Genomic DNA, 20,294 nt, shown 5'->3' with positions numbered 1-20,294 from the left:
AAATTACAAGCCATGAACGGTACATTAAATAAAGTCATTTTGATAGGACATCTTGGAGATGAAATTAAAATGCATTACTTCGAAGGGGGTAATTGCATTGGAAGATTTCCACTTGCTACTAACGAAGTTTATATCAATAAAACAACAGGTGAAAAAATTACTTCTACAGAATGGCATAACATTGTAGTTCGAAATAAAGCAGCTGAAATTTGCGAAAAATATTTATCTAAAGGTGATAAAATTTACATTGAAGGTCGAATTAAATCGCGTCAGTGGCAAGCAGAAGACGGAGCTACAAAATATACTACCGAAATTCAGGTAACTGAATTTACTTTTTTAACTACTAAAAAAGAAACAGATTTGAGCAAATCATCAGTGCCTTTAGGTAGTGCTCCTGATGACTCAATGCATTAATATTTAACTAATACCAACAAATTTTGGATCCTGATCCCAGTTTATTTCAATCGATTAATTTTGAGTTAATAATAGGAATTTTTGCAATATTTATTTTGCTAATTCTTTCTGCGTTTATATCTGGCTCTGAAGTAGCGCTGTTTTCTTTGTCGCAAAAAAACATTGATGATGTTGTAAATGACGATTCTAACAAAGGAAATCTCCTTCAAAAATTATTGCAGACGCCTAAGAAATTATTAGCTACTATTTTAGTGGCGAATAATTTTGTGAATATTGCAATTGTTATTCTTTTCTCGTCTATAAGTGGTCAATTATTTGGCGGTATCGCTTCTCCTGTAGTTAGATTTGTTTTGGAGGTTATTGTGGTAACTTTCTTAATTTTATTATGTGGTGAAGTTTTACCAAAGATTTACGCCAACAGAAATAATGTGCTCTTCTCCAAAATGGTTGTTGTGCCTATTTCTATTTTAGATAAAATATTAGCTCCCATTAGTATTCCTATGAGAAATGCGATTTTGTATATTGAGAAGAAGCTAAATGTACAGAAAGGAAATTTTTCGGTGGACCAGTTGTCTCAAGCTTTAGAGCTCACACATCAATCTGAAACTACGGTGGAAGAACAGAAAATTTTAGAAGGGATTGTTACTTTTGGAAGCACCGAAGTAAAACAAGTAATGATTCCAAGAATTGATGTTTTTGCAATTAATATAGAAGATGATTTTGAAGCAGTTTTGCCTAATATTGTGGACAAGGGATATTCGAGAATTCCGGTTTATAGAGATAATATTGACCAAATTGAAGGCGTTTTGTTTATTAAGGATTTAATTCCTTTTATTGATGAAACTGTTTTTACTTGGCAAACTCTTATTCGAAAACCTTTTTTCGTACCAGAAAATAAAAAGCTTGACAACCTTTTAAAGGATTTCCAGGCAATGAAAAATCACTTAGCGGTTGTTGTTGATGAATATGGGGGGACTTGTGGAATTATAACGTTAGAAGATGTATTAGAAGAGATTGTTGGAGATATCAGCGATGAGTTTGATGATGATGATGTTTCTTATACGCAAATTGACGAGCATAATTATCTTTTCGAAGGTAAGACAAGTTTAAAAGATTTCTATCGTGTTGTTGATATTGAAGAAGATGAATTTGAAGATTCGAAAGGTGAGGCCGAAACATTAGCAGGTTTTTTACTTGAAATTTCGGGTAATTTCCCAAAGAAGAAACAAAAACTTACTTTCAACGGAATAATTTTTTCAATTGAAAATATTGACAAGAGAAGAATAAAACAGATAAAAGTTACTTTACCGTAATTATGATGCGAAATATAATAAAATACAGTTTTTTTATTGCAATTTTAGGGTTAATTTCTTGTGGAGATGATGCTGTTCCAAAACCGAAAGGTCATTTGCGATTAGATTATCCAGAAGCAATTTATGAAACATTTGAGCCTAATTGTGCGTATCAATTTGAGGTTAATAAGTTGGGAGAAATCAAAAATGATAATTGTTCGTTTGAGATTAATTATCCAAAAATGAAAGCTACAATATATTTAACTTATAAATCAGTGGATGGTAATATTAATGATTTGTTGCGAGATTCGCAAAAATTAACTTACGATCACGCCATAAAAGCTGATGATATTTTGGAGCAACCTTTTCTGAATGATAGTAAAAAGGTCTACGGAATGTTTTATCAAGTTGGTGGAAACGCGGCTACTAATGCGCAGTTTTATGTTACCGATAGCGTGAAGAATTTCGTGCGCGGTAGTGTTTATTTTTATGCAAAACCGAACTACGACTCCATTTTGCCAGCTGCAAAATATGTGCAAGATGATGTCAGACGCATCATGGAAACTTTAGAGTGGAAATAGAAATAGATTAAAATGTATTTTTAACTGTTCCTGAAGCAATCCAAGATGATATAAGTCCTAGAATAACGATAGTGGCTACAACAATTCCAATGTTTGCCCATTCAAACGATACGGGATAAGGCATGGTGGCGGTAATCATAATGAACGAGTACTGTTGCTGCAAGACAATTATTAAAATTGCCAATGCTAATCCTATTAGTAAGCCAAAAAATGTAATTAGTATTCCTTGTGCAAAAAAGATGCTTCGAATTGAGGTTTTTGTAACTCCAATATTGAAAAGCGTTTTTAAGTTATCCTTTTTATCGATGATAATCATTACAATTGCGCCAGCCAAACAAAACAAGGTTAGGATTACAACTAATGTACTAAATAGGTAGATGAATAGATTTTCAGACTCCAACATTTTATATAAAGAATCATTTAATTGCGCTCTGTTTTTTATTTTGACATTTTTGCCAAAAATGGAACCCAGTTCATTTCTAAGGTCCGATTCATCACAGTTTGGAGTAGTTTTCAGTTCGATGTTTGTAAAAAGATCTGCCGGTAGTCCTAATAGATCTTGAGCTAAAGCAATATTACAAAAAACAAATTTCCCATCTAATTCTTCATTAATAGAGTAAATTCCAGAAGGAAATAATAGTGCCTTATTGAATGCTTCATCGGGATTGTCGATGTTTCCTTTTCCAGGTTTTGGAGCATAAACTTCCAATGCATTGTTAAAGTCGAATAATCCCAAAGATAACTTTCGACTGATTTCTGCGCCAACTACCACATTTTCTGTATTGGGTTGCAACCAATCTCCAGCGTATAAGTGGCGTTCGAAGTCATTTACTTTAGTGTAATTTTGATCAACTCCTTTAATGTGAGCAACGATCTCTTTTTCATTATATAAAAAATAGACACGTTCTTCCACAGTTTTACTGTAGAAAGCAATATTCTTGCTCGATTTTAATTGTTCCTCCTGTTCAGTAGATATGTCGAAGAATTTGCCTGAAATTGTTTCTAATCTAAAATCGGGATCGGAGGCATTGGCAAAGTTTAGAGTAAATACTTTCAATCCACTAAAAACCGATAAAAATATAAACAGAGCCATTGTGCTAGCAATAATTCCAACAGAAGCTATGCCAGTAATAATATTAATGGCTTTGTTCTTGCTAAAACTGATAGCGTATCGTTTGGCTATGTATAGGGAAAGGTTCAAATTACGATTTCTTTCTTTTTTCTAATAAATCTGGATTTTCAATTGGGTTGTCTTTCCCAGCTAATGCTTTGTCAATTTTTTCGATATAGTCTAAGCTGTCATCAATATAAAAAATTAGATTAGGAACTTTACGCAATTGATTTTTTACGCGTTGCGCCAAATCATGCTTAATTAAAGGAGCGTTACTTTTTATAGCTGCCAAAGTTTCGCTTGCTTTTTCTGTGGGGAAAATACTCAAATGCACTTTTGCAATCGATAAATCAGAAGTTACGTTCACTTGAGATACCGAAATTAATAAGTTGTTAATATTATTTTTACGGATTTCCCCTTGCAAAATAGATACTAAATCATTTTGTAAAAGTGCTCCTATTTTCTTTTGTCTATTTGTTTCCATCTTGCAAAAATACAATTTTTTTTCAAGCTAAAAATAATTGTATTTTTGTATTTACAAATCAGAGCTAAATTTTTTAATTTAGTAAGTTTGTTAGAATTAATTTAGTATTGAAAATGAGAAAAATTGAACACATTGGAATTGCTGTAAAAAGCTTAGAAACTTCAAATTTGTTGTTTGAAAAGTTGTTCGGGCAACCGCCTTATAAACAGGAAGAAGTGATGAGTGAGGGTGTGAAAACTTCTTTTTTCATGAATGGTCCTAATAAGATTGAACTTTTAGAAGCAACCAATGATGACAGTCCTATTGCAAAATTTATTGCTAAAAAGGGAGAGGGTATTCATCATATTGCATTTGATGTAGAAGATATTGTGTCTGAGATTCTTCGTCTAAAATCCGAGGGTTTTATTGTTTTGAATGAAATTCCTAAAAAAGGAGCTGATAATAAGTTAGTTGCATTTTTGCATCCAAAAGGTACAAACGGTGTTTTGATTGAGCTCTGTCAGGAGATTAAATAATTTTAAAATAAATTTGGTGCAAATAAAAATTAGTAGTAATATTGCACTCTCAATAAAATCTAAGGTTTGTAATGGAATCTAGCTTATATTGGGTATAAAAAACCAACGGGTCCTATAGCTCAGCTGGTTAGAGCACCTGACTCATAATCAGGTGGTCCCTGGTTCGAGCCCAGGTGGGACCACAATAATAATAAAAAAACGCATAAAGTATATAGCTATATATTTTATGCGTTTTTTTATTTTCAGTAATACATTCTAAAATCTCTTTTATTTGTGAGTTAAATGTTATCTTTGTGACATATATTCATTTTTTTTGAATATATACAAGATTAAGATTTTATCCCCCAATGATATTATATTATGAATAAGACGATTTTTATAATAATGGTTTTGTTTTCTCAGGCATTTTTTGCTGCTGAGGGCCCTCCTACGCCTGCGCGTGGACCTTTGCCACCACCACCGGTTGGCTTGTCTATTGACGAGCCTCTTATTTTGGTTTTTTTCTTGGCTTTAATGACTGGTTGGTACCTGTCACGAAAATATAACTTAAATAAAAAAGACTCTTTATAGAGTCTTTTTTATTGTTTTTAATTTCTTAATTGATTTAATCTTGCGACGTATTTACCTATTACGTCAAATTCTAAATTTATTAAACTACCAATTCTAAACGTATTGAAATTAGTGTGTTCGTAGGTGTAAGGTATGATTGCCACGCTAAAAGAGTTCAATCCTGAATTGATGACTGTTAAACTGGTTCCGTTTACGGTAATTGATCCTTTTTCAATAGTGATGTTCTGTAGGCTGCTATCATATTCAAAAGTGAATACCCAACTTCCGTTAGTCTCCTTTATATTTGTACAAACTCCTGTTTGGTCCACGTGCCCTTGAACAATGTGTCCATCTAGACGATCTCCGAGTTTCATAGCACGTTCTAAATTTAAAGTATCACCCAATTGCCACGTCCCAATTGATGTTTTGTCAATCGTTTCTTTAATAGCGGTTACCGTGTATTCGTCTTGTTCTATTTTCACAACAGTTAAGCAGATACCATTATGTGCTACGCTTTGGTCAATCTTCAATTCATGTGTAATCTTTGAAGCTACTGTTAAGTGTAGATTTTCTTGATCTTTTTCAATTTCTTTTATAATTCCGAGTGTTTCTATAATTCCGGTAAACATAACTGATTTAATTTTACTAAATTTGCAGTTCAAAAGTAAGCAATAAATCACATTTGTCATGATTAAAAAAGCAGAAAATATAATTGTTGGAATTTCAATTGGAGATCTTAATGGTATTGGAAGCGAGGTCATTTTAAAAACATTCGAAGATATTCGTATGTTAGAATTATGTACGCCAGTTATTTTTGCAAATGTTAAGATTATTTCTTTTTTGAAAAAGGAGTTTAAACTTACTGCTGCCATTCATGGAATTGATAAAATTGACCAGTTAGTAGTTGGAAAGATAAATGTACTGAATGTTTGGCGTGAAGGTGTCAATTTAGAGTTTGGTAAGAACGATGATGTAGTAGGAGGTTACGCGATAAAGTCATTTATTGCAGCAACGGATGCTTTGAAAGATGGTTTTGTGGATGTGCTGGTAACTGCACCTATAAATAAATACAATATTCAGTCGGAAGATTTTAAGTTTCCAGGTCATACAGATTACTTGGATCAGGAATTACAAGGTGATGCTTTGATGTTTATGGTTCACGATGATTTGAGAGTAGGATTGCTTACAGATCATGTTCCTGTGAATGAAGTTGCGAAAAATTTGACAGAGAAGTTGATTTCGAGTAAAATCCAAACCATAATGAAATCTTTGAAACAAGATTTTGAAATTGAGAAGCCGAAAGTTGCTGTTTTAGGATTGAATCCACATTCTGGTGATAACGGAGTAATTGGTAACGAAGAAGAAAAGATTATAAAACCTGCACTAAAAAAACTTTTTGAAGCAGGAAATTTGGTTTTTGGTCCTTTTTCGGCTGACGGTTTTTTCGGTTCAGGCCAATATGAGAAATATGATGCAGTAATTGCAACTTATCATGATCAGGGTTTGATTCCGTTTAAGACATTGTCTTTTGGTGCTGGAGTTAACTATACAGCGGGTTTAGATAAGATACGCACTTCGCCAGATCATGGAACTGCTTATGAAATTGCGGGTAAGGGAATTGCAAATCATGAGTCATTTAAAGAGGCGGTTTATTTAGCAATCGATATTTATAATAAAAGAAATGAGTATCAAGAGCTTATTAAAAACCCTTTAAAAACAAAAGAAAAGCAGTTATAAACAAAAAAATGTTTACAACTAGTTTTAATTTACAAATATTTTATATCTTTGCACTCCTTTTGAAAAGGTAAAACTGTTGTTATGAACAATTTAAAAGAATATTTGATTCCATTCGGGGGATTAAAAGTAGGGAAGCATCAGTTTGATTATCAATTAGATAATACGTTCTTTCAGCACTTTGATTATGATGAATTTAATGATGCATCAGTTAAAGTGACTGTTGTTTTAGAGAAGAAAAGCACTATGCTAGAACTCGATTTCAAACATAAAGGGACTGTAAATGTTCCTTGCGATGTTTCAGGAGAAGAGTTTGATATGCCAATTAAAGGAAAATTGAAACTTTTAGTTAAGTTTGGAGATGAATTTAATGATGAGAATGAGGAGTTGCTGATATTGCCTCATGGTGAGTTTGAAGTTAATGTGGCTCAATATATATATGAGTCAATTGTTGTGTCACTTCCGTTGAGAAGAATTCATCCAGGTATAAAGGATGGTTCGCTTTCAGAAGTAATTGACAAATTAAATTCATTAGCTCCAGGCGAAAATAAATTAGAAGAACACAAAGGAGATATAGACCCTAGATGGGAAGATTTAAAAAAACTATTAACGGATAAATAAATAGAAAAATGGCACATCCTAAGAGAAGACAGTCGTCTACAAGAAGAGATAAAAGAAGAACACATTACAAAGCGACAGTTGCGCAAATTGCTACATGTCCTATAACTGGTGAAGCACATTTATACCACAGAGCTTATTGGCATGAAGGAAAAATGTATTACAGAGGTCAAGTTGTAATCGACAAAGCAGAAGCAGTAGCTTAATTGCTTTAAAAAATTAGAGAAAACTCTCACATTGTGAGAGTTTTTTTGTTAAATGCCCGTTCGTTTATGTAATTAACATTCATGAATAGGATTCGTTTGGAATTTTTTTTGTAATTTCAACCACTTTTTTGAATCAGTTGATTCAGCTAAGAAAAAATAATCGAAAATGAATAAAATTACAGCAGCAATTACGGCAGTAGGTTCTTATGTGCCTGATTATGTATTGTCTAATGAAGTGTTAGAAACATTAGTTGATACCAATGACGAGTGGATTACCTCTCGTACAGGAATTAAAGAAAGAAGATTATTGAAGGAAGAAGGTAAAGGAACCTCGTACCTTGCCATCAGAGCGGCTCAAAACTTATTAGAGAGAGCTAATTTAGATCCTAAAGAAATAGATTTAGTGATTTTAGCTTCTACTACACCAGATATGCCTGTGGCCTCTACAGGTGTTTATGTAGCTACAGAAATTGGAGCTACGAATGCATTCGCATTTGACTTGCAAGCAGCATGTTCAGGATTCTTATACGGAATGTCTATTGCATCAGCCTATATTACATCAGGGAAGTATAAAAAAATATTACTAATTGGAGCAGATAAAATGTCTTCAATTATTGATTATACAGATAGAGCAACTTGTATTATCTTTGGAGATGGTGCGGGGGCAGCTCTTTTTGAACCTAATACAGAAGGATTAGGTCTTCAAGATGAAATTTTAAAAAGTGACGCAATAGGAAGAGATTTTCTAAAAATCGATGCCGGCGGATCTATTTTACCTGCATCTGAAGAAACTGTTAGAAAAAAACAACATTATGTTTTCCAAGATGGGAAAAGTGTATTTAAATACGCAGTTTCTGGTATGGCAGATGTAAGTGAAAAAATTATGAAACGCAATAATCTTTCGCATGATGATGTGAATTGGTTAGTAGCACATCAAGCAAATAAAAGAATTATAGACGCCACTTCAAACAGAATGGGATTAGACGATTCAAAAGTCTTAATCAATATCCAAAAATATGGAAATACTACATCTGCAACATTACCTCTATTATTGGCTGATTTTGAACATCAGTTAAAAAAAGGAGATAATATCATTTTTGCAGCCTTTGGTGGTGGATTCACTTGGGGTTCTATCTATTTGAAATGGGCTTATACTAAATAAAAACAAACAAACTAAATAAATTCAATATTATGGATATTAGAGAGATTCAAAACCTAATCAAATTTGTGGCAAAATCAGGCGCTACAGAAGTAAAATTAGAAATGGACGATTTTAAAATCACCATAAAGACAACTGCAGAAGGAACTGAAAGTACAACAACTTACGTGCAACAAATGCCTATGCAAGCTCCTCAAATGCTAGCTCCACAAGTTGCAGCTCCTGTAGCTACAGACGCGGTTACAGCTCCAGCTTCAGATGAAAATTCTAAATATATCACTGTAAAATCACCAATTATCGGTACTTTCTATAGAAAACCAGCTCCAGACAAACCTATGTTTGTTGAAGTAGGTACAACTATAGGTAAAGGAGATGTATTGTGTGTTATTGAAGCAATGAAATTATTTAACGAAATCGAATCTGAAGTGTCAGGTAAAATTGTTAAGATATTAGTTGATGATTCTTCGCCAGTTGAATTTGATCAACCATTGTTCTTAGTTGACCCGTCTTAATAAGTTAGAGATTAGAGGTTGGAAGTTAGAGTATTTTCTACCTTCATAATTGTCTAATTGACAGATTGTCTAATTATCTAATTAAAGAAACATGTTTAAAAAAATATTAATTGCCAATAGAGGAGAAATTGCACTTCGTGTAATTAGAACCTGTAAAGAAATGGGCATCAAAACCGTAGCGGTTTATTCCACAGCTGATGCAGATAGCTTACATGTTAAGTTTGCTGATGAAGCAGTTTGTATTGGACCACCACCAAGTAATTTATCTTACTTGAAAATGTCTAATATTATAGCAGCTGCAGAAATTACAAATGCAGACGCAATTCATCCGGGTTACGGATTTTTATCTGAAAACGCTAAGTTTTCGAAAATTTGTCAAGAACATGGTATCAAATTTATTGGAGCTTCTCCAGAAATGATTGATAGAATGGGAGACAAGGCATCAGCAAAATCTACTATGATTGAAGCAGGTGTTCCATGTGTGCCAGGTTCTGTAGGGATTTTAGAATCATATGAACAAGCGGAACAATTATCTGATGAATTTGGCTACCCAGTAATGCTTAAGGCAACTGCTGGAGGTGGTGGAAAAGGAATGCGTGCCGTTTGGAAAAAAGAAGATTTATTAAAAGCTTGGGAAGGAGCTCGTCAAGAGTCAGCAGCAGCTTTTGGTAATGACGGTATGTATTTAGAGAAATTAATTGAAGAACCTCGTCATATTGAAATTCAAGTTGTAGGAGATTCTTACGGAAAAGCTTGTCACCTTTCTGAAAGAGATTGTTCAGTACAACGTCGTCATCAAAAATTAACAGAAGAAACACCTTCGCCATTCATGACAAATGAATTGCGTGAAGCAATGGGAAATGCAGCAGTAAAAGCAGCAGAGTACATTAAATATGAAGGTGCTGGAACTGTAGAGTTTTTAGTTGATAAACATAGAAATTTCTACTTCATGGAGATGAATACTCGTATCCAAGTAGAGCATCCAATCACTGAACAAGTTGTAGATCATGATTTAATTCGTGAGCAGATAATGGTAGCAGCTGGAATTCCAATTTCAGGTAAAAATTATTACCCGCAATTGCATTCCATCGAATGTCGTATTAATGCTGAAGATCCTTACAACGATTTTAGACCTTCGCCAGGTAAAATTACTGTTTTACACGCGCCAGGAGGACACGGAGTTCGATTAGACACGCATGTTTATGCTGGATATACAATTCCACCTAATTATGACTCTATGATTGCGAAGTTAATTACAACGGCTCAAACGAGAGAAGAAGCTATTAGTAAGATGAAACGTGCGTTAGATGAATTCGTAATTGAAGGAATCAAAACAACAATTCCGTTTCACAGACAATTAATGGAAGAACCTGATTATGTAGCGGGGAATTATACCACAAAATTCATGGAATCTTTTGTAATGAAAGAGCCTCAAGAAGAATAACAAAAAACTCCCATTTTAAATGGGAGTTTTTTTATGCTTTTTATTCATTGTCACTTGCAAACCATTCGGCAAACGAAGTGTCTGTCTCTTGAAGTCGCAACGAATGCAATTTAATATTTGCAGGTAATAAGTTTTTAATTTTATTTGAAAAATCAATTACCATGTTTTCGCTAGTAGGCTGATATTCTACTAATATTACATGATGACCTCTTTTATCTAGTTCGTGTGCTAATTCAACATGTGGTGTGTTTTTATTAAAAACAGTTGCATGATCAAATATATCTACGATTTGTTCTTTTACTATTTTCTTTAAATCTGTGAAGTCGATCACCATTCCATATTTTACATTGGTCGTGTCTGTTATAGGAGAGCCTATTACGGTTACCGATAACTTATAGCTATGTCCATGAACATTCTTACACTTTCCGTCATAACCATATAAAGCGTGGCCAGTTTCAAAGTTAAATTGCTTTGTAATTCTAATTTTTGACATAATTTTAATTTTATTTGTCGAAGCTGCCTTTTTTCTTTGCTCTGTAATATAAAAAATAAGCTAAACCTGCTAGTGCTATAAATGGCAGGAATGATCCAATTGCAACTCCAATTTGATAATTTCCGTCAACGTCATTCTTTATTTTTTCTTCGATATTTACTTGCTGTAAAGCTATAACTAAACTTCTCATTTTTTAAACTTTTCTAGTGCTTCTTTCGTGAAGTCTGATAATACTAATCTTCCTGAAATTGCAGCTCTTTCATATAGTAATATATCCCAATGCATTGTTCCTTCCCAAAACACTTTTTTCATTTCCATTAAAGCTTCCTGATTATAGCTCGCTAAAGAGATAACAAAACGCTCTAAATGATCGTCTAATTCTTCTACTGAATCAAAAACTTCGGAAAAAAGATGATTTTCTTTCGCCCACTGAGGCGTTTTCCATTGTGTCGGAGTCAACGTCATTTCGGTAAAAGCTGGTTTTCCAATTTTTCTACTTACTGCGGGTTCTATTACAAACGGACCTATTCCAATAGCAATTTCTGATAGTTTAATTGCGCTATCTTTAGTTGCAAATGTATAATCGCAGGCAGCTGCTAGGCCAACTCCACCACCGACAGATTTCCCGTGAATTCTACCAATAATAGGTTTTGAACACGTTCGCATTGCATTAATCACATTGGCAAATCCAGAGAAAAATTTGCTACCATCTTCTAAATTTGTTATTGATAACAATTCATCAAATGAAGCACCGGCACAAAAAGCACCTGTTCCTTCACTTTTTAATACAATTAACGCAATTGTATCATTGTTGCCTAAATTACAAAGTTCATCTGTTAACTTTTGTAATAAAACACTAGGAAATGAATTACTAGCGGGATGCGAAAACGTTACTGTAGCAACGGATTCCTTAATTTCTGTAAGTATTGAGCCTGATGTTGTCATTATCTGATTAAGCTAAAATGCGATTTAAATTCTTTTTTCTGGTTGTTTTCGATATATTCTACTCTGAACCAATAATCTGTCGAAGGTAATGATTTTCCATTATATGTACCATTCCATCCTTGTTCTTGTGAACTTATTTTTGTTAAAAGTTTACCATAACGATCATAGATCGAAATTTTCCCTTCGTATTGCGTTGGTAAGTTAATATTCCAGTAATCATTAAATCCATCTGCGTTTGGTGTGAAATAATTTGGATAGGTAATAGTTTGTATTTCCTGAGAAAACAAAATGCCACAACCTGGAATATCTCTGACGTATACAATGTAGTTTCCGTTTTCTAAGTCAGTAAATATAGGGCTTGGCTGCCAGTCTATTCCATCTATACTGTATTCATAAATCCCGAAACCACCGGTTGCAATAGCTTCAATACTCGATAAGCCAGTTGCAAAAGCTGGAGTTATTAAATTTGCTTCAAAAGTTGCAGGTTGAGATGAAATACTACTTGTTACTGTTGCGGTCGCTTCGCAATTTGTAGTTGTGTTCGTAACAATTACTGAAAAAGCACCTTCAGTTGTGATTTCAAATATAGGTGAGTCGCCTGCAGGATTAATTGGAGTCCATAGATAGGAGTAATTTCCTGCAATGGAAGGTGTGGCATCTACAAATTTTGAACCTAAACCAGTTATAGGATCAACACATATTATAAGATCTGTGCCTAGATTAATTTCTGGAAGTTGGGTGACGATTAATTCGATATAAGGTCCAACAGCAAAACACTCATTATTTAATTCGCTATCTATTCTTGCCCAAATAAATTGGGAGTTTTGCGTTATGTTTCTATAATTCGTGATGTCTTGAATTGAATTCGTTTCGGCCAAAGCATCAATTTCATTTTCATAAAATGTTACTGCTAAGGGTTGAGTTGTTGAGAAAAATGAAAGTAAATTTTCAACTGCATTTTGTGTCACATCTGTTGTGTCTAAATTAAAATAAGCAAAACCATCATTTGCAGGCTCTGTGTCGCTCAAATATTCATCGCATGCATAAAGCATTAATTTATGATTTAAAGGAATTGTTGTTGTAGATACTATTAAATTAACTGAAGCAGTTCTGAAACAGCCTGCTGTATTTGTAATTCGTGCCCAAACTTGAGCACCATTTGAAGCTGTATAACTTAATTCGTTTGTAATTCTATCTGTATTATTTTGAGCTCCTAAAAAAGTAGTATGATAGGTAAAATTATTTGTGGCGTCAGATGAAATAATACTATTTGCTTCTGTTAAGTTAAAGTCGGTGATCGCATCAGTGTCAGTATCGCATTGCTTTAATGTAATTGAATTAGCAGCAGTAGGAAGCGAAAGTACTTTTATTTCGAAAGACGTTGTCGCAAAACATCCCGTCGCATCATTAGTTAAACGCACATAAATAATTCTATCTGCAGTGTTGATCGATGTGATTTCATTACTACCAGTCTTTGCATCTTCCATAGAAGTATAATATGTCACCGTAATCCCGATTTGATTGTTTAAAATTTCTGTAGATTTCGTAGTCAAATCAAAAGTTGCAATTCCATTTGTATCATCACCATCATCATTGTTATCACATAGCATATAATCTGTAATTGGAATTAAGAGAGGGGAAGGGTTAGTTGTTATTGTAACGGTTGCAGAAGAAGCAGCACAAGTTTCGGTTCCAGCAATAGTGTAAACATAAGAGTTAAAAGTATCAGTAGCTGGATTAAAAAAAAATGTTCCTGATGTTAATGGAGGTGACCAAGTTCCTCCAGTTTCTGCACCTATGCCTAGCGAGGTAAAAAGATCAATCGGCTCGTCATTTTTACATATAATGATAGTGCTAGACGATCCGGCATAAAGTGCTGTTTCAATAGTAACGTTAATTTTTATTGATAGATTAACTGTGTAGCTGTCACAAACCTTATCAAATGTATATAAATACTCACCAGCTACGTTATTAAGAGGGTCAAAAATATCATTGACAATAGGATTGGCACCGGCAGGAACAACCCAATTTCCATTAAGTTCTGGGTTTCCATTGATAGTTTCAAAAAGATTGATGGCTTCATTAGAACATACACTCACATTTGTGTCTGATGGTGTGCTTCCAAATCCAGAATAATACCCGCCATATCCAGCAACACCACTGTATCCAAAAACACCAACGGCTAATGGGCCTGTTGATTCTATTTTTGCATCGCCCACAACATTGTTGATTTTATAAGTTACCCAGGAATTGTTTCCTAGCAAGGGCTGTGGAATGGCACTGACAACAGTTCCGTTTAGCGACAAAACTGCGGTGTTTGATGTAATTGCTATTACATCACTTGTATAACTAGTAGTACCCACTCTATTGATACTGGGAATTAGATCGACAGATTTTTGAAAAAAACAATTTAAAGGAGGAATAAAGTTTAATCCATTAGTAGCGTCACTAGTACTTCCTGCAATAATTTGATACATGTAGATGGGCTTATCGCTAGTTATATACATGTTTTTATTGTTTATTCCTTGGTAATTAGAATTTGGTACTAAATGATGTTCACCTGCATTTAAAGTAATTAATGGAACTGTATTTCCATTCACATATATTTTTGTGTTGTTTTCAGTAGCGATTACTAAGGGGAATTCAGATAAATTACTTCCGTTTCCTCTTACCAAAGCATATTCCGTCCCTATCATGTCTATTGGCACGATCTGATCTAAGGTGAAATCTTGACCATCCGCTTCAGTTCCCATTCCTGCTAATGCATTTCCAGTATTCACAATTATGGGTTTAGTAGAATTAATCCGTGCGCCAACAAAACCACTAAGATTGGCAAAAATGTCACTATAACCAGATATAATTACACTTTCTCCTTTATTTAAGTTATATGTTAACAAGTCAGAAGTGATATTTCCCATGTTTGAAGCAAATTCTACATCTGTGTCATATTCAGAAATACGCACATTAGTATTGTCTTCAGTAGCCATGAAACTTGTCACAAAATTTCGAAGCTCACCTCCATAAATTTGTGGTAAACTTCCAACTCTAAAATCAGTTCCAGCCCCAGTTCTACCTTTTGAAATCAATGTTTCTGCATGATTATTGGACCGCACCCTGAAGCTAACATAGAAGTCTTTTTTGCCTTCTAAAATTAGACCAAGATTAGATCTTACGATGTTTATATCTTGTATGGGTCTAAACATTTTCGAATTTTGACTATTACCAATAAAAATTTCCCTAGGATTTCCTTGAGAAATAGTGAAGGGTGAGCCTGAAATAGGTATTCCAGCACCATCAGTTACCGTAACTGAAAAAGGAATAGGTTGAGGAGTTGATAAATATATATATTGCTGATTTACAACACTAGCGTCTCTGGCATGCAAAGGCGGTAACCAGTGTTTATTGCTTAATTGTGCGTAACTTACATTTGACAATATAATAATAAAAAATAAAATTTGCTTAAACATACGGGGTAGTTATAAAGGTACAAGAATGTAAAAATATATAGAAATATAGAATTAATCTAAATATTAGCTAAAAAAACGCTCTTAATTGCACGTTTCCAGTATGAATAGTTTTACTGGTCTCACTATTTCGACCTTGGTAGTTGATGTTAACGTCTAAAAACTGCGTCAAATTTTTCTGCAAGAGCAAACGCCATGTCTGATTTTTACCCGGCTGTAAACCTTCTAACATCTGAAAAGCTACTGCCGATAAATTGTCGCCATTGAAAGTGTTATTGTATAATGAGAATTCACCATTCATACTAAAACCTTTTTCACTATTAAAAGTAAATGAAGTTCCCAATCGGGTTTGATTTAAAGTTTCAAAAGCGCCAATTTGATTTTCTTTTTGTTGGTATTCATAAAAAATGTCCCAACTCGCATTTCTAGAAAAAAGATAACCGATTTTTGGTTCTACACGATAACTGTTGATTTCAAAATTTCGACTTGGGTAATTTTCCGATACCGATTCACTAATTGAACTGCTTCCGGAAAAATTAAACAACCAACTTTTCTGCACCAAATGTTGGTATTGCAATTGATGCGATTTGTTTTTTGCCGAAAGACTTCCCACAGAAAGTAAATTTTGACTTTCATTTATTAAATACGAATAAGTTGTCGAATGCTTTTGTTTGCCTCGATTATAAAAAAAACTATTTCTGAAATTCATATTTAATCCAACCAATTCTTCTTCCTCTTTTGAAAATGGATTCAGGTTGAAGTTATCCGCATTTCTTACTGTTTTTCGATCAATTAAAAAGGAAGTCTGATTATAAAAGTGCGATGCAAATTGTTTCAATCCGGTATCATTTTGCCATTGGTTGAAGTTTAAATTTACAGATTGTGAGAATTTATTTTGGTGCGTCCGAATGAAAACCTGATTTGGTAAAAATACGCGAACATAAATCGCTAAATCAGAATAAGGTGCCACTTCAAATTCTTGCAATTCCTGAATTCCATTGGTATTATAATCATTCCACATATAAACACCTTGACCTGGTTCCACTTGCAAATACGTAAATTCTTGTTGGGCAATTGTTCCTGAACTCGTTTCATAAGCGGTTGTAGTTTGAAGCAATTGATCAAAAAATTGGTCCGAATATAAAATTCTTGAATTCAACGAAGGTTCGTCTTTTTTCGAATTATCTTCATATTTTAAGGTGCGATAATTCAAATAAACACTCAAATTTCTTTTTTCGGATTTAATCAATTGGGATTTCAAATAATAGGAATTCGAATGATTAACACGTTCAATTTTATTAAATTGTAAACTATCATTTTGGCGTTGCAAAAAACCTAATTCAACATAAACTTTCGTAGAATCTCCTCGACCTATAAAAGCTCCATATTCAATAAAACGTTGACTTAAAGCCGAAAAAGTATTGGTCGATTTCAGTTTTTCAGTATTATCTTCTAAGTTGATTGTCGCTCCAATCCAATTTTTATCGAATTTATAAGAAGAACGATTTTGACTTCGTGCAAAAGAAGAATTAGCGAGTTCTGAATCACTTTTCATCACGCTTGAATTGCTCCAAATCATCCAGTTTTTAGTCGCATATCTTCCGGATAAAGTGTGTTTATTTCCCGAAAATGAATTTCCAAAACTCAAATTTTCCAATTGATACATCGCTTTTCCTTTATTGTCGAAATTAAAATCCAATCCCGAAGTTAAAAAGCTTTGATTGCCTTCTAAAAGTGTAGTAATGTTCCAATCTCTGTTGAATTCAATGTTGTATAATCGCTCAATCGTCTTGAAATTTTCTTGTACTAGTTGATAATTCGCAAAAGCATCAATCTTAGTTTTTCCAGTAAAAAGACGTTGTTTTCCATAAAATTTTCCGGCAAAACCTTTATTGTTATTGTCGTCTAAATTCGAATATAAATTCTGATCGTTATTACTCAAAGCCAATTCAAAATCTACAATTGTTTTTTCACTCGGATTGTATTTTCCTAAAACAGTTGCCATTTGAATTTTCGTCGGTGCAATTAATCGAACAATCGGTTCATAATTCCCTTGTGGAATTCCCGAAATCGGTGCCACATATTCATAAATTTTTCCAACAGCTTGATTGTTCGCTAAAATATAATTTCCGAGATTATTCCCGACTAATGAAAAACGCACATTGTATAATTCATCTGTCGGATTGTTGGAATATTCAAAAACTTCGACACCTCCAATGATTACTTTTTTATACAGAATTTTATTTTCCGAATAACCATCTAAATAAGCGGAAGGTCCATTCATTTGCGATAAATCATCGCCAGCATTTTGCAAAATATCAATTTGGTCAGAAGATAAATTTTGTTGCAAAGGCTGATTTTTCACATCGCTTTCAGAATAAACATAACCGCCAATTTGCCAGTTTTCTCGCTCGTGCGAAATTCCGCCATAGGTAATAAATCGTGTAAAATTTCTATCGGAATATTGGTATTCGATACTGATTCGCATTTCGGAAGTAATTGGAAATAACGATGTGAAAATAATTTCCCCCGCATTGTAATCGATAACATAATCGTTGTTTTCACCACGAGTTTTCAAAATTCCGTTGACATAAACGCGTTCCGATCCTGAAATCACTAAAACATATAATTCTCCATTATTCCCACGTAATTTATATGGACCTTGATTTCCTTCTTGTCCTACGAAACTACTTTTTGCATATTGTCCGCGAACCAAAGCTCCCGCAGCAACTACTTCTGTTTTTTTATCAGGAGTTCCAAAACTAAAACGAGTGGAAAGTCCTTGTACTTTTTTATTGAAATTTAAAAAAGCCGATTTCCGATTTTCTAAAAATAAATCTCCAGCTCTGATGTTCCAATTGTCCGAAAATAATTCGATAAAAATCTGATCAAATTCATCTAGTTTTTGCGAGTATCCGCCTTCTTGTAGTGGAATATTACTATCTTGAATCGAAGCACGCAAACTGACTTTATCCGAAATTTTGCCCGTAATCTGAAGATCTAAATTGGAATTTACAACCGTATTTTGATTATTTCCAACGGTAATTCCTCTTGTAATACTTCCGGAAGTATTCAATCCGTCAAAAGGTTTGAATTTAGTGTTCTTGTCTTTTCTGAAAACAATTAATTTTCCAGCTTCATTCGCAACGACTTTATCATAGTCATAAATGGAATAGGTTTTGGTCAAAAAATCAGGAAATTTCGAATAACGAACGACTAAAGAATCTGAAGTATCGACATTTTTCAAGAAAACTAAAGTTCCTTTTTGGAAATTAATTTTATAAAAACTCGAATCAATTATTGTTCCTTTCGCATCTTTAATTTCGAAAAAAGAATCATTTAAACTGAATTTTTCGATTGAAATCGTGTCTTTTGAAAACGCAATTTTCTTAGTCGGATAGGATTGTGAAGTTTCCTGAGCAAAACTGCCCAAAAAACAAAACAGAAAACCCGCTAAAAAAACAATTTTATGCATAAATACTATAACTCCGAATCTTCAAAAGTAGTATTTATTTTTTCAAGCTTTTATTAAAAAATTTGCACTTTAGCATATTTTAAATTGGTAAAGATTTTTTTAAATTAAAACCTCAGTAAATTCTAAAAAGATAATCAAAAAAGATAGGCAAAAATGTGACAATAATAGAAGCCGTTTTGTAATTTAGCCATGGAAATGAAATGATACATCACGATTTAATTTTGAAAATGGAAAAATATATAACCCTCCTGCTAATATTAGTAACCCTTTCAATTTATTCACAAAAGACAAAGACGCAGGTTTTAAGTTTAGAAGATAATAATCCTATTGAAAACGCACTTATATACTATGATTCTGTGTTAATTGATAAGACAAATAATAAAGGGTTTTTTGAAATTAATTTGAAAAAACACAATAAAATTTCAATAGTAAAAGAAGATTATTATGACACCATTATAAGTTTAGACAGTAGTGATAAAGTTTTTTTAAGAAAAATAAATGCAATTCAATTAAAAGAAGTAGTCGTTACAAAAGCTAATGTTTTTAATTTACTAGATAGTATCGGTGATTCTAAAAAAAGGTTGAAAAATGTAATTTTCTCAAACCACACTCACTTTTATAATATATTAACAATAGATAAAGACACATTGTTGTACTTAAATAATAGATTGTATCTTAAAAATAGAGAAGGTTATTTTTGTTCGCAAGAAAATAAAATAATTGGAAACTTTAAAAAAACAGATAATTTGAGTCCTATTTTTGAACATAATAATGAACAAATAGTGTTTAATTATAATTATTTACACTATTCAAATTCTTATTTAACAATGGAATTACTAGTTATTTTAAAATTTCGAAAACTATTTGAATATAAAGTTTCAAAAGATGACGGATATTATAAGATTGAATTTTCGCCTAATAAAAATAATAAAGAATTCCCTTATTATGGATATATTTTAATCGATGATGAAGATTACGGAATTTATGAATTTAGTTGTAAAACTACAAGCAATGAAAAAAATAAGCGTAATCTAGTTCTTAATGATAAAATAATTAATTATAAAATTCTAAATGAAGAAAGTTTTATAAAACATAATAAAAACGAAAATAATAAATATGAGTTAGTAACTTATCGTTTTGATAGTCAGTTAAAATCACTGGATGGTTACTTTAAAGGCTCAATAATTACAAATAAATATCGAAAGGAGCCAACATTTGCTTTTGATGCATCGAAAGCAAAAAAAATTGATTTAACTACTTATAAAATAATATACTGATACATAAAAGTCATTTAAAAT

General features: G+C 32.9%; 19 protein-coding genes and 1 tRNA gene. 12 read left to right on the top strand and 8 right to left on the bottom strand.

Annotation, left to right across the window (positions count from 1 at the left end):
• The first annotated feature begins 12 nt into the window (after positions 1 to 12).
• Genes ACFSX9_RS06160 through gldD form a run of 3 tightly spaced genes read left to right on the top strand, consistent with a single transcriptional unit; the run spans position 13 to position 2,287 of the window.
• A complete protein-coding gene (locus ACFSX9_RS06160; protein ID WP_379805725.1) occupies positions 13 to 414 on the top strand; it encodes a single-stranded DNA-binding protein in 402 nt (133 codons plus the stop codon).
• Positions 415 to 437: 23 nt separating this feature from the next.
• A complete protein-coding gene (gene gldE, locus ACFSX9_RS06155) occupies positions 438 to 1,727 on the top strand; it encodes a gliding motility-associated protein GldE (RefSeq protein ID WP_379805723.1) in 1,290 nt (429 codons plus the stop codon).
• A gap of 2 nt (positions 1,728 to 1,729) precedes the next feature.
• Positions 1,730 to 2,287, top strand: a complete 558-nt coding sequence (gene gldD / locus ACFSX9_RS06150) for a gliding motility lipoprotein GldD (RefSeq protein ID WP_379805721.1) — start codon at positions 1,730 to 1,732, stop codon at positions 2,285 to 2,287.
• Positions 2,288 to 2,294: 7 nt separating this feature from the next.
• Here gldD and ACFSX9_RS06145 read toward each other — a convergent pair whose 3' ends face one another.
• Positions 2,295 to 3,488, bottom strand: a complete 1,194-nt coding sequence (locus tag ACFSX9_RS06145) for an ABC transporter permease (RefSeq protein ID WP_379805719.1) — start codon at positions 3,486 to 3,488, stop codon at positions 2,295 to 2,297.
• A gap of 1 nt (position 3,489) precedes the next feature.
• On the bottom strand, positions 3,490 to 3,882 hold the full coding sequence (gene rbfA, locus ACFSX9_RS06140; RefSeq protein WP_379805717.1) for a 30S ribosome-binding factor RbfA: 393 nt from the start codon (positions 3,880 to 3,882) through the stop codon (positions 3,490 to 3,492).
• Between the two features lie 113 nt (positions 3,883 to 3,995).
• On the opposite strand from rbfA, the gene mce reads away from it, so the two are divergent.
• Both mce and ACFSX9_RS06130 read left to right on the top strand, forming a co-directional pair.
• A complete protein-coding gene (gene mce / locus ACFSX9_RS06135; RefSeq protein ID WP_379805715.1) occupies positions 3,996 to 4,397 on the top strand; it encodes a methylmalonyl-CoA epimerase in 402 nt (133 codons plus the stop codon).
• A gap of 108 nt (positions 4,398 to 4,505) precedes the next feature.
• Positions 4,506 to 4,579, top strand: a tRNA-Ile gene (locus tag ACFSX9_RS06130).
• Positions 4,580 to 4,984: 405 nt separating this feature from the next.
• Here ACFSX9_RS06130 and ACFSX9_RS06125 read toward each other — a convergent pair.
• Positions 4,985 to 5,575: a riboflavin synthase gene (locus tag ACFSX9_RS06125; RefSeq protein WP_379805713.1), complete on the bottom strand. Its 591-nt coding sequence runs from the start codon at positions 5,573 to 5,575 to the stop codon at positions 4,985 to 4,987.
• Positions 5,576 to 5,633: 58 nt separating this feature from the next.
• On the opposite strand from ACFSX9_RS06125, the gene pdxA reads away from it, so the two are divergent.
• The 6 genes from pdxA to accC all read left to right on the top strand — a co-directional run bounded on the left by pdxA (position 5,634) and on the right by accC (position 10,619).
• Complete coding sequence (gene pdxA, locus ACFSX9_RS06120) at positions 5,634 to 6,683, top strand: 4-hydroxythreonine-4-phosphate dehydrogenase PdxA (RefSeq protein ID WP_379805711.1); 1,050 nt, start codon at positions 5,634 to 5,636, stop codon at positions 6,681 to 6,683.
• Between the two features lie 81 nt (positions 6,684 to 6,764).
• Positions 6,765 to 7,301, top strand: a complete 537-nt coding sequence (locus tag ACFSX9_RS06115) for a YceD family protein (RefSeq protein WP_379805709.1) — start codon at positions 6,765 to 6,767, stop codon at positions 7,299 to 7,301.
• 8 nt (positions 7,302 to 7,309) lie between these two features.
• A complete protein-coding gene (gene rpmF / locus ACFSX9_RS06110) occupies positions 7,310 to 7,504 on the top strand; it encodes a 50S ribosomal protein L32 (protein ID WP_166236963.1) in 195 nt (64 codons plus the stop codon).
• Between the two features lie 166 nt (positions 7,505 to 7,670).
• Positions 7,671 to 8,666: a beta-ketoacyl-ACP synthase III gene (locus ACFSX9_RS06105; RefSeq protein WP_379805707.1), complete on the top strand. Its 996-nt coding sequence runs from the start codon at positions 7,671 to 7,673 to the stop codon at positions 8,664 to 8,666.
• Positions 8,667 to 8,695: 29 nt separating this feature from the next.
• Positions 8,696 to 9,175: an acetyl-CoA carboxylase biotin carboxyl carrier protein gene (gene accB / locus ACFSX9_RS06100; protein ID WP_379805705.1), complete on the top strand. Its 480-nt coding sequence runs from the start codon at positions 8,696 to 8,698 to the stop codon at positions 9,173 to 9,175.
• A gap of 91 nt (positions 9,176 to 9,266) precedes the next feature.
• Positions 9,267 to 10,619 carry an acetyl-CoA carboxylase biotin carboxylase subunit gene (gene accC, locus ACFSX9_RS06095; RefSeq protein WP_379805703.1) on the top strand — a complete coding sequence of 451 codons (1,353 nt, stop codon included), beginning with the start codon at positions 9,267 to 9,269 and terminating at the stop codon, positions 10,617 to 10,619.
• Positions 10,620 to 10,659: 40 nt separating this feature from the next.
• Here accC and ACFSX9_RS06090 read toward each other — a convergent pair whose 3' ends face one another.
• The 5 genes from ACFSX9_RS06090 to ACFSX9_RS06070 form a co-directional block, all read right to left on the bottom strand.
• Positions 10,660 to 11,112 carry a 6-pyruvoyl trahydropterin synthase family protein gene (locus ACFSX9_RS06090; RefSeq protein ID WP_379805701.1) on the bottom strand — a complete coding sequence of 151 codons (453 nt, stop codon included), beginning with the start codon at positions 11,110 to 11,112 and terminating at the stop codon, positions 10,660 to 10,662.
• A gap of 10 nt (positions 11,113 to 11,122) precedes the next feature.
• Complete coding sequence (locus tag ACFSX9_RS06085; RefSeq protein WP_379805699.1) at positions 11,123 to 11,302, bottom strand: hypothetical protein; 180 nt, start codon at positions 11,300 to 11,302, stop codon at positions 11,123 to 11,125.
• Positions 11,299 to 12,057 (bottom strand): enoyl-CoA hydratase/isomerase family protein, encoded by a 759-nt coding sequence (locus tag ACFSX9_RS06080; RefSeq protein ID WP_379805697.1) that lies wholly within the window; start codon positions 12,055 to 12,057, stop codon positions 11,299 to 11,301. The genes ACFSX9_RS06085 and ACFSX9_RS06080 overlap by 4 nt, the downstream gene beginning before the upstream one ends.
• Positions 12,057 to 15,524, bottom strand: a complete 3,468-nt coding sequence (locus ACFSX9_RS06075; RefSeq protein ID WP_379805695.1) for a T9SS type B sorting domain-containing protein — start codon at positions 15,522 to 15,524, stop codon at positions 12,057 to 12,059. Before ACFSX9_RS06075 ends, ACFSX9_RS06080 begins: the two co-directional genes overlap by 1 nt.
• 67 nt (positions 15,525 to 15,591) lie before the next feature.
• On the bottom strand, positions 15,592 to 18,996 hold the full coding sequence (locus tag ACFSX9_RS06070) for a hypothetical protein (RefSeq protein WP_379805693.1): 3,405 nt from the start codon (positions 18,994 to 18,996) through the stop codon (positions 15,592 to 15,594).
• A gap of 227 nt (positions 18,997 to 19,223) precedes the next feature.
• Between ACFSX9_RS06070 and ACFSX9_RS06065 the strand changes: the two genes are divergently transcribed.
• Positions 19,224 to 20,273, top strand: coding sequence for a hypothetical protein (locus ACFSX9_RS06065; RefSeq protein WP_379805691.1), 1,050 nt, complete (start codon positions 19,224 to 19,226; stop codon positions 20,271 to 20,273).
• Positions 20,274 to 20,294 lie beyond the last annotated feature (21 nt).

The organism is Flavobacterium ardleyense (assembly GCF_042686085.1).
In the GTDB taxonomy this organism is placed as follows: Bacteria; Bacteroidota; Bacteroidia; order Flavobacteriales; family Flavobacteriaceae; genus Flavobacterium; species Flavobacterium ardleyense.
This window is presented reverse-complemented; position numbering and strand designations above follow the sequence as displayed.